Genomic DNA, 9,263 nt, shown 5'->3' on the forward strand with positions numbered 1-9,263 from the left:
CAAGGAGGACCCTTCGATGGGCGAGAAGGTCGTGGCAGGGCCGTTCGACCTGTCCGATCGCCAGCGCTACCGCGACAAGCTCCGGCAGAACCTGACGGGGCTGGAGCGACTCCTGGCCGAGAAGCGGTTCGATCGCGCACGGAACCTCCTGGGGCTGGAGATCGAATTGAATCTCACCGGCGCGGACGGGCAACCGAGAATGCTCAACGGGCAGGTTCTGGAGCGCATCGCGAGCCGCGATTTCCAAACAGAACTCGCCATGTTCAACCTGGAAGTCAACATAGCCCCACATGCTTTGAGCGGCCGGGTATTCGACCAGCTCGCCGAGGAAATCCGTACCTCGCTGGCATATGCAGACCGGAAAGCGGGCGAGCTCGACGCGGGAATCGTGATGATCGGCATCCTGCCGACCCTCGACCGCGACGACCTGGTCTCCTCCAACCTCTCCGACGTCGACCGCTACGCCCTGCTCAACGAGCAGATAGTGGCCGCCCGGGGCGAGGACTTCGCGCTCGACATCGACGGCGTCGAACGCCTCACCTGCACCTCCAAGTCCATCGCGCCGGAGGCCGCCTGCACCTCCGTGCAGCTGCACCTCCAGGTCACCCCCGGCCGTTTCGCCGACGTCTGGAACGCCGCGCAGGCCGTCGCCGCCGCCCAGGTCGCGGTCGGCGCCAACTCGCCGTTCCTGTTCGGCCGCGAGCTGTGGTGCGAGTCGCGGCCCCCGTTGTTCCAGCAGTCCACCGACACCCGCCCGCCCGAGCTCCAGGCGCAGGGTGTACGGCCGCGCACCTGGTTCGGGGAGCGCTGGATCACCTCCGCGTACGACCTGTTCGAGGAGAACCTGCGCTACTTCCCGGCCCTCCTGCCGATCTGCGACGAGGAGGACCCGCTCCAGGTCCTCGACGCCGGCGGGGTGCCGAAGCTCGCCGAACTCGTCCTGCACAACGGCACGGTGTACCGCTGGAACCGGCCGGTCTACGGCATCGCGGACGGCGTCCCGCACCTGCGCGTGGAGAACCGTGTGCTGCCCGCCGGCCCCACCGTCACCGACGTCATCGCCAACGCGGCCTTCTACTACGGTCTCGTCCGCGCCCTCGCCGAGGAGTCGCGCCCGGTGTGGACCAGGCTGCCGTTCGAGGCGGCCGCGGCCAACTTCGACGAGGCGTGCCGGCACGGCATCGACGCCCGGCTGACCTGGCCCCGGCGCGGCCGGTACGGCGCCACGGCGGAGGTCGACGCGGTCAGCCTCGTACGCGACGAACTGCTGCCGCTGGCCGCGGCCGGCCTGGACGCGTGGGGCATCGAGCCCGCCGACCGGGACCTGTACCTCGGCGTGATCGAGGAGCGCTGCCGCCGCCGGGCCAACGGGGCGACCTGGCAGGCCGCGACCTTCCACCGGGGGCTGGAGGCGGGCCTGTCGCGGGACGAGGCGCTGGCCGCCACGACCCGGCGCTACCGCGAGCTGATGCAGATCGGCGAGCCCGTGCACACCTGGCCGGTGGGGCTGCCGGAGCCGGTGCCGCTGGGGTGAGCGGCCGGGTCAGCCCCGTTCGCCCCGCGCTCCCGCCGCCACGATGGCCTTGAGGATCACCTTGTGGATCTGTGCGGGGTCGCTGACCTGCTGGCCCGAGCCGCCGGTGGCCCGGGCGATCTGCTCGGCCTCCTGGCGGTCGGCGTCCGGCCCTACGGCGATCACGATCAGCGGGACCGGCCGCTCGGGGTCGGACAGGGTCTGGAGTTTCCCGACGAGGTCACCGCGGGAGATGCTGCCGGGGTCCTGGTTCACCCCGTCCGTCAGCACGACGAGCGCGTTGAACTCGCCCTCGGCGTAGGAGGAGGTCGCCGCCCGGTACGCGGCGAGCGTGGTGTCGTACAGACCGGTGGCACCGTTCGCGACCGGCTCCAGGCCGCTGAACGCCGCCGACAGCCGGTCGCGCTGGGTGGCGTCGCCGCTGCGGTCGCCGAGCCGCCTCGTCGGTACGAGGACCCGGTAGTCCTTGTCGCCGTCCAGGTTTGTGGAGAACTTCCACAGGCCGATCTCGTCCTCGGGCGTGAACGTGGCGAGGGCCCGGAGCAGCGAGGCCCTGGTGACGTCCATCCGCGACCGGCCGGTGCCCGGCACGGTTTCCGACATGGACGAGGAGGCGTCCACCACGGTGGTGATCCGGGCGCTCTGCACGGTGATCGTCCACGTGCCGAGGGCCTCCTCGACGGCCGCCTCGGTGGCCGGCTGCGGGGCCGACTCGCCGTACGGCTGCGGACTGCGGCCGCCCGCCCCGGCGACGACCGCCCCGGGGGTCTCGCCGGTGGTCCGGAAGCCGGACTTCTCCAGGAGGCCGCGCTGCTCGGGTTGGCGCAGGTACGTCATGAAGCGGATCGCGGCCCGGCTCTGGTCCGTCGTCAACTGCGACTGGTCGACCAGCGTGTACGGGTAGTCGAGCCGGGGCGAGCCGTCCTTCGGGTAGAACATGTCCAGGTCGTCGGCGGCGCCGGCCGAGGAGTTGTGGGTGAACGCCGACTGCTCGGTGAGGACCAGGGCCTGATTGCGCCTGGGGTTGCCCTGCTCGGTGCCCGAGGAGTCGCGGGGCAGCGTGTCGAGGACCTGGGCGTCGGTGTCGGAGGTGCGCTGCGACAGCGTCTTCATCATGGCCGCGGCCTGGGTGTCCCCGTCCTGGAGGCCGGCGGCCGCGGTGCTCAGCCGGGTGAGCGCCAGCAGCCCGGTCGCACTGCGCGCCGGGTCGGCGGCGCCCAGCTTGAGGGAGTCGTCGCGCAGGGTGGCGCCGGCCAGTTCGAGCCAGCTGTACGTCTTGTCCGGCCAGCCGAGCGACTTCGCGGCCGCGGGGACCACGGCCACCCCCACCGGTGTCGAGGCCACGTTGCCCGCCACCGTGACCTGGGTCGCGGCCCGGTTCGCGGTGACCCGCTCGACCCACACGTCCGAATCCGGCACCCACACCTGTGCGCCGTGGCTCCTGCCCGCCATGAGGGTGTCGGCGACCTCGTACGACTCGCGGGCGGTGACGGCGACGGCGACGCACTGGCCGTCGGAGGTGATGTTCGCCGTGCGGGCCCGTGCCGCGGCGGCCTTCAGGGCGGGCGCCAGGCCCGGGGAGGCGGTCAGCTTCAGCCGCACCGCGTCGTCCTGGCAGGAGGAACCGAACGAGAGGAGCCCGCTGCGGACCGCGGCGGCCGCACCGCCGGCGACGATGAGCACGAGGACCGCGGCCACGGCCACCGTGCGGCGGCGTGCGCGTACCCGGGGGTCGCTGCCGCCCGCCCCATACTGATCGGGCAAGCTGTGACGTCCCATGACGGTGGTGCCCCTCCCTGTCGAACCTCGTGCCGCGGGACGGCCGTACGGCATGCGAGAGGGGGAGGCACGCCCCGTACGGCGTCCGTCCCCCAACGGCCTGTCACGCACGATCTTCGTAAGTTCTTTCGAGACCCTAGCGGGGCGCCGGTGGGCGTGGGACAGGAACACTCAACTGGAGGCAGGTGTGCAGGCGGAGGCGGGCCCGGTGGCCGATTCTTTTCCTCAGGAGGGGCCCTCACGACGAATTCTCCGTGACGAGACACTGCTCGTCCTGGCGCTGTCGCTCGGTGCGAGCGGCGTCTCCGCCTTGATCAGCTTTGTCGGTTCGGTCACGAAACCGGGGGGTCTCAAGAACCAGGCGACCACGCTCGTCGGCTCGGCCGCGCCCGGCCGTCCCTGGCTGGATCTCGCCTGGCAGCTGTTCGGGATCGCCTCGGCGCTGGTGCCGGTGGCCCTGGTCGCCCACCTCCTGCTGCGGGAGGGGCAGGGCCTGCGCACGCTTGGCTTCGACCGCACCCGTCCCTGGCCCGACCTCGGTCGCGGGGCCGGCGTGGCGGCGGTGATCGGCAGCACCGGGATCGCGTTCTACCTTGCCGCGCGCGGGCTGGGCTTCAACCTCACGGTGGTGCCGGAGGCGCTGCCCGACGTGTGGTGGAAGTTCCCGGTACTGGTCCTCGCGGCGCTGCAGAACGCGATCCTCGAAGAGGTCATCGTCGTCGGCTACCTGCTGCGCCGGCTCGGCCAGCTGGGCTGGACGCCGGCCGCCGCCCTCGTGGCCAGTTCCGTACTGCGCGGCTCCTACCACCTCTACCAGGGCGTCGGCGGCCTCCTCGGCAACATGGCCATGGGTGTGGTCTTCGTGTACCTGTACCGGCGCTGGGGCCGGGTGGGTCCCCTGGTGGTGGCGCATTCCCTGCTCGACATCGGGGCGTTCGTCGGCTACGCGCTGCTGGCCGGGAAGGTGGGCTGGCTGCCGACGGCGTGAGCGGCGGGCCCAGGGGCGCGTGCGTCGCTCCGTAGGCCCCGGTCCCGTCGTACGCCCGGTCCCGTCGTACGCCCGAGTCCCGTCGTACGACGGGGTCCGGTCGTACGCCTGGGTCCCTGTCGTGGGTCGCGGTCCTGTCGTACGGTCCCGGCGCGTCGCGCGTTTCGGCGCGCCGTCAGGCCAGCAGTTCCCCGTCGATCACCGTCACCGCGTGCCCGGTGAGAAGGGTGCGCTCACCGCGCAGTTCCGTGCGGACGCGGCCGGAGCGCGGGGACGCCTGGAGGCCGGTGAGCGCGGGGCGGCCCAGGCGCTGCGACCAGAACGGGGCGAGAGCCGTGTGGGCGCTGCCGGTGACCGGGTCCTCGTCGATGCCGACGTTCGGGAAGAAGCAGCGGGACACGAAGTCGTAGCCCAGGGCCGGGTTCTCGGCGCGGGCGGTGGCGATGACCCCCCGCTCGGAGTAGGCCCTGAGGGCCCGGTGGTCGGGGGAGAGGGCGCGGACCGTCTTCTCGTCGGCGAACTCCAGGAGCAGATCGCCGACGTACGGACCCGTGTCGAGGGCGGCGAGCGGTACGGCGCCCAGCGCCTCGGCGATCCCGTCCGGGACCTCGACCGGAGCGATCGGGGCCGTCGGGAAGTCCAGGGTGATCGAACCGTCCTCGTGGGGCGACGCGACGAGGACACCGCTGCGGGTGGCGAACCGCACCGGGCCCTCGTGGGCGCCGGTGGTGCGCAGGACGTGGGCGGTGGCGAGGGTCGCGTGCCCGCACAGGGCGACCTCCGCCGCGGGGGTGAACCAGCGCAGCGCCCAGTCCGCGTCCCCGCCCGCGGGCAGCCGGTGGGCGAAGGCGGTCTCCGCGTGGTTGACCTCCAGGGCGACCCGCTGGAGCCGCTCGTCGTCGGGGAAGGCGTCCAGGAGCAGCACCCCGGCCGGGTTGCCGGCGAAGGGACGGTCGGTGAAGGCGTCGACGATTCGGATGCGCATGCCCCGACGCTAGAGGCTGGGCGACCTGCCGGACCAAGGCCAATTCCGGGACGCTGGACCGATTTCGGGGAGGAGCGGGAGGGGTCGGGCCGGATCGGGTCGGGGAGGAGCGGGAGGGGTCGGGTCGGGGAGGGGTCGGGTCGGGGAGGAGCGGGAGCGGTCGGGTCGGGGAGGGGTCGGGTCGGGGAGGCGTCTGCCGTACGAGCCCGGGCGAGTTGCAGCGCCGGGCGCAGGGCGCTCGCTGCTGCCCACCGGAAGCCGGAAGCCGGAAGCCGGAAGCCGGAAGCCGGAAGCGGCAAGCGGGAAGCCGGAAGCCGGGCGCCATGTGCCGGCCGCAGGGGGTGGGGGCGGCCGGGACGCGGTCGCCGGGCGTGGCTGCCGGGCGCCGGTGCCGGTGACCGGCGCCCGGCCTCGCCCGTGGCGGGTGAGGCGCCGGGCGGCACCGTCGGCTGCCATGGAGGCAGCGGCCGGGGACATGCCGGCCGCTGCCCGGCGGACTCCGCCGGCGTCCCGGGCGACTCGGTGAGGTGGACAGGGTGAGGCACTGGCGGGCATTGATCGTCCTGGGCACGGCCCAGTTCCTGATGGTCCTGGACACGTCCGTCATGAACGTCTCCATCAGCCAACTGGTCGAGGACTTCGACACCGAGGTCACCGCCATCCAGGCCGTCATCACGCTGTACGCCCTGGTCATGGCCGCCTTCATGATCATCGGGGGGCGGCTGGGAGACATCCTCGGCCGGCGCCGCGTCTTCCTCCTCGGCCTCATGGTCTACGCCGTCGGGTCGGCCCTGACCGCCGTGTCCCCCACCCTGTGGGTCCTCGTGCTCGGCTGGTCGGTCATCGAGGGACTCGGCGCCGCGATGGTGCTGCCGGCCATGGCGGCCCTGGTCGCCGAGGCCTACCGGGGACGGGACCGGGCCGTCGCCTACGGCGTCATCGGCGGGCTCGCGGGCGCCGGCATCGCGGTCGGCCCGCTGCTCGGCGGCTGGGTGACGACGTACCTCACCTGGCGGCTGGTCTTCGCCGGTGAGGTCGTGGTCGTCGCGGCCGTCCTGTGCCTGCGCAAGGCGATCACGGAGACCACCCGGACCGGTCCGCGCCCCCGGCTGGACGGTGTCGGCGCCACACTCTCCGCGACCGGCCTGGCGCTCGGGGTGCTCGGCGTCCTGCAGAGCAGCACCTGGGGATGGCTGGAGCCCCGCAACCCGCCCTTCACCGTGCTGGGCTTCGCGCCGACCCTCTTCGTCATCGCCGCCGGAGTGGCCGTACTGGCCGTCTTCGTACGCTGGGAACGCCACCGGGAGGCACGCGGCGTCGATCCCCTGGTCCACCTGGCCCTGCTGCGGATACCGTCGCTGCGCTCCGGCCTGATGGCCCTGCTCAGCCAGAACCTCATCCTGCTGGGACTGTTCTTCGCCATCCCGCTCTACCTGCAGGTCGTCCAGGGTTTCAACGCCTTCGAGACGGGCCTGCGGCTGCTTCCCGTGTCCGTCACCATGCTCGTCGCCTCCCTCGGCGCGTCCCGGCTCGGACGCTTCGCGGGGCCGCGCCGGGTGGTCCGGCTGGCTCTGGTGACCCTGGTCGCCGCCATCGTGTGGCTGCTGGCGACCATCGACCCGGTCATCGACGACGCCCAGTTCGCCGGAGCCATGGCCCTGCTCGGGGTGGGCATCGGCCTGCTCGCCTCGCAGCTGGGCAACGTCGTGCAGTCCAGCGTGGGCGAGGAGGAGCGCAGCGAGGTCGGCGGGCTCCAGTTCACCGCCCAGAACCTGGGCTCCGCCCTGGGCACCGCGCTCATCGGATCGATCCTCATCGGCGCCCTCGCGAACGCCTTCACCACCCAGGTGCAGGACCATCCCGGGCTGTCGGAGGAGACCCGGCAGCAGACGAGTGTCGCCCTGGAGGCCGGGATCAGCTTCGTCCCCACCGGCGAGGTGCGCTCGGCGGCGGAGGACGCCGGGCTGCCGCCGCAGGAGGTCGACGCCGTCACCGACTCCTACGCGTCGGCGCAGCTGGACGGCCTGCGGGCCGCGATCCTCGCCACCGGAGGCATCACGCTCGCCGCCTTCCTGGTCACACCGCGTCTGCCCACCGGCGGCGCGAGCCGCACGAAACGGCCCGACACCGGCCGGGCGCCCGCCGGAGCGCGCGGCCCCACACCCCGCGTGTGACGGGCCGGCCGGCTGAACGGGGCCGAAGAGCCGGCGCGCCGATCCCCGGGGCCCGGCACCCGACCGTGAAGGGAGGCCGAGATGGCCACGACCGGACAGGCCACACCCCGCCCCCACCGGGGCGAGCGTGGCGCCGACGCCGACTTCACCGGTGGCGTCTACGGCTCGATGATCGCCTCCTCCGTGATCCTCGGCGCCGGCACCCTGGGCTCCTTCCCGCACCTGGAGCTGGTGCTGCTGCTCCTGCTCACCGGGGTGGCGTTCTGGATCGCGCACGTGCACGCCCAGTTGTTCGGTGAGCGCCTGGCGCAGCGGCAGCTGAGCCGCCGGATCGTGCTGCGCGTCTGCCGGGAGGAATGGCCGATCGTCGAGGCGTCGGGGCCGCCGGCGATCGCCGTGGCCGTCAGCCCGCTGCTGGGCCTCGGAGTCGACGGCGCGCTGTGGCTGGCGCTCGGGGTGGCCGTGGCCGGGCAGGTGGGCTGGTCGGCGGCCGCGGCACGGCACGCGGGCGCCACCTGGCGCCTGGTGGCCACCGCGGCCTCGGTGAACCTCCTGCTCGGGCTCGTGATCATCTCGTTCAAGCTGTTCCTCACGCACTGACGACGCATCGGCGCAGCTCACAACCCGTGGGCGCGGGAGTATCACCTCCGCAGGGTGAGGTCGTACGGCGTGGCGGGACGGACCATCGAAGGGCAGACGAAGGGCGCGGCCCGCCTGTCCCAGGCCACCGGGGGAGAGCAGCTGATGCGCTATGAGATCCGCGTCGAGGGACATATGTCCGAGACGCTGACCAGTGCCTTCCCGGAACTCGAGCACGTGCTGATGTCCGGGCAGACCGTCCTGTTCGGCCCCGTGGTCGACGAGGCCCATCTGTACGGGCTCCTGGCCCGCTGCCAGTCCCTGGGCCTGCGGGTGATGGAGATGCGACAGCTGCCGGAGTGACGGGGCGGGCGGGGTGGCCTTTTCCACAGCCATGGTGCGTGCCGGGCCGGGTGCCGAGGCCCGGCCGGTCCTGGCCGGACGTACGGGCTCGCGGATGTACGGGCTCGTCCGGCTCCAGGTCCCGCCCGCGCGGCCCCCCGTCCGGCCAGTCGCGGCTTCGCCGGCGCGGCCGCCGTCCGGCCGGTCCCGGTCCCGCCCGTGCGGTCCCCGTCCGGCCGCTCCGCACCGCCCGCGCAGTCCCGTTCCGGCTACTCGCGGTCCCGGCGGCGGAGGCCCGCCTGGACCGCGCCGGCGAGGATCCGGGCGGCGACGCCCACCAGGAGCAGTCCGCCGGCCATCTGCAGCATCGTCGCCACCCGGCCGGTCTGGGAGCGGGCGGTGATGTCGCCGTAGCCGACCGTGGAGAACGTGGTCATGGTGAAGTACAGGGCGTCCGTCCTGGTCAGGGGCTCGCTGAAGGACCCGGGGGTGGAGCGTTCCAGCAGGTAGTAGCCGCTCGCGAAGAGCACCAGATACATCACCAGCGTGGCGGCGAGGGCCTCGACGGCCTTCAGCCGGGGGTGGGCGGAGCGGATGATGGCCCGGACCTCCCACGCGAAGACGAGGACGACCGCCACCAGGCCGGTCACGAGCAGCGCGGAGGTGCCGCCGGTGCCGCGCCCGTCGAGAGGCAGCAGGTAGTACGCGGTGAGCAGCCCCACCGTGACGCCCAGCGACCGCGCCAGTGCGAGGGCGGCCGCGCGCCGTTCGGATCGTAGCCGGGGGGGGGGGGGGGGGGGGGGGGGGGGGGGGGGGGGGGGGGGGGGGGGGGGGGGGGGGGGGGGGGTGTGGGGGGGGGGGGGGTGGGGGGGGGGTGCCTTG

Annotated in this window: 8 protein-coding genes; 5 read left to right on the top strand and 3 right to left on the bottom strand. The window is 73.3% G+C overall.

What is annotated here, in order from left to right; genetic code table 11:
* Nucleotides 1-16 precede the first annotated feature (16 nt).
* Nucleotides 17-1,534 (top strand): glutamate-cysteine ligase family protein, encoded by a 1,518-nt coding sequence (locus AC07AZ_RS21310; RefSeq protein WP_478849981.1) that lies wholly within the window; start codon nucleotides 17-19, stop codon nucleotides 1,532-1,534.
* Nucleotides 1,535-1,543: 9 nt separating this feature from the next.
* On the opposite strand, the gene AC07AZ_RS21315 is transcribed toward AC07AZ_RS21310, so the two are convergent.
* Nucleotides 1,544-3,313 carry a substrate-binding domain-containing protein gene (locus AC07AZ_RS21315; protein WP_478849983.1) on the bottom strand — a complete coding sequence of 590 codons (1,770 nt, stop codon included), beginning with the start codon at nucleotides 3,311-3,313 and terminating at the stop codon, nucleotides 1,544-1,546.
* A 187-nt stretch (nucleotides 3,314-3,500) separates the two neighbouring features.
* On the opposite strand from AC07AZ_RS21315, the gene AC07AZ_RS21320 reads away from it, so the two are divergent.
* Nucleotides 3,501-4,301 carry a CPBP family intramembrane glutamic endopeptidase gene (locus AC07AZ_RS21320; protein ID WP_478849985.1) on the top strand — a complete coding sequence of 267 codons (801 nt, stop codon included), beginning with the start codon at nucleotides 3,501-3,503 and terminating at the stop codon, nucleotides 4,299-4,301.
* A 175-nt stretch (nucleotides 4,302-4,476) separates the two neighbouring features.
* On the opposite strand, the gene AC07AZ_RS21325 is transcribed toward AC07AZ_RS21320, so the two are convergent.
* Complete coding sequence (locus AC07AZ_RS21325) at nucleotides 4,477-5,286, bottom strand: PhzF family phenazine biosynthesis protein (RefSeq protein WP_478849987.1); 810 nt, start codon at nucleotides 5,284-5,286, stop codon at nucleotides 4,477-4,479.
* Nucleotides 5,287-5,822: 536 nt separating this feature from the next.
* Here AC07AZ_RS21325 and AC07AZ_RS21330 point away from each other — a divergent pair.
* The 3 genes from AC07AZ_RS21330 (at nucleotide 5,823) to AC07AZ_RS21340 (ending at nucleotide 8,402) form a co-directional block, all read left to right on the top strand.
* Nucleotides 5,823-7,460 carry an MFS transporter gene (locus AC07AZ_RS21330; RefSeq protein WP_478849989.1) on the top strand — a complete coding sequence of 546 codons (1,638 nt, stop codon included), beginning with the start codon at nucleotides 5,823-5,825 and terminating at the stop codon, nucleotides 7,458-7,460.
* Nucleotides 7,461-7,541: 81 nt separating this feature from the next.
* The gene (locus AC07AZ_RS21335; protein ID WP_478849991.1) at nucleotides 7,542-8,060 is read left to right on the top strand and encodes a hypothetical protein; all 519 of its coding nucleotides are present in this window, start codon (nucleotides 7,542-7,544) and stop codon (nucleotides 8,058-8,060) included.
* Between the two features lie 144 nt (nucleotides 8,061-8,204).
* Complete coding sequence (locus AC07AZ_RS21340) at nucleotides 8,205-8,402, top strand: hypothetical protein (protein WP_356045996.1); 198 nt, start codon at nucleotides 8,205-8,207, stop codon at nucleotides 8,400-8,402.
* A gap of 248 nt (nucleotides 8,403-8,650) precedes the next feature.
* Here AC07AZ_RS21340 and AC07AZ_RS21345 read toward each other — a convergent pair whose 3' ends face one another.
* Nucleotides 8,651-9,103, bottom strand: a complete 453-nt coding sequence (locus tag AC07AZ_RS21345; RefSeq protein WP_478849993.1) for a potassium channel family protein — start codon at nucleotides 9,101-9,103, stop codon at nucleotides 8,651-8,653.
* Nucleotides 9,104-9,263 lie beyond the last annotated feature (160 nt).

It is taken from the genome of Streptomyces sp. NPDC043878, assembly GCF_056435735.1.

What these genes read in the sequence shown, in the direction of transcription:
- AC07AZ_RS21310 (WP_478849981.1), top strand. Translation starts at nt 17, where the DNA reads ATGGGCGAGAAGGTCGTGGCAGGGCCGTTCGACCTGTCCGATCGCCAG.
- AC07AZ_RS21315 (WP_478849983.1), bottom strand. Translation starts at nt 3,313, where the DNA reads ATGGGACGTCACAGCTTGCCCGATCAGTATGGGGCGGGCGGCAGCGAC.
- AC07AZ_RS21325 (WP_478849987.1), bottom strand. Translation starts at nt 5,286, where the DNA reads ATGCGCATCCGAATCGTCGACGCCTTCACCGACCGTCCCTTCGCCGGC.
- AC07AZ_RS21335 (WP_478849991.1), top strand. Translation starts at nt 7,542, where the DNA reads ATGGCCACGACCGGACAGGCCACACCCCGCCCCCACCGGGGCGAGCGT.
- AC07AZ_RS21340 (WP_356045996.1), top strand. Translation starts at nt 8,205, where the DNA reads ATGCGCTATGAGATCCGCGTCGAGGGACATATGTCCGAGACGCTGACC.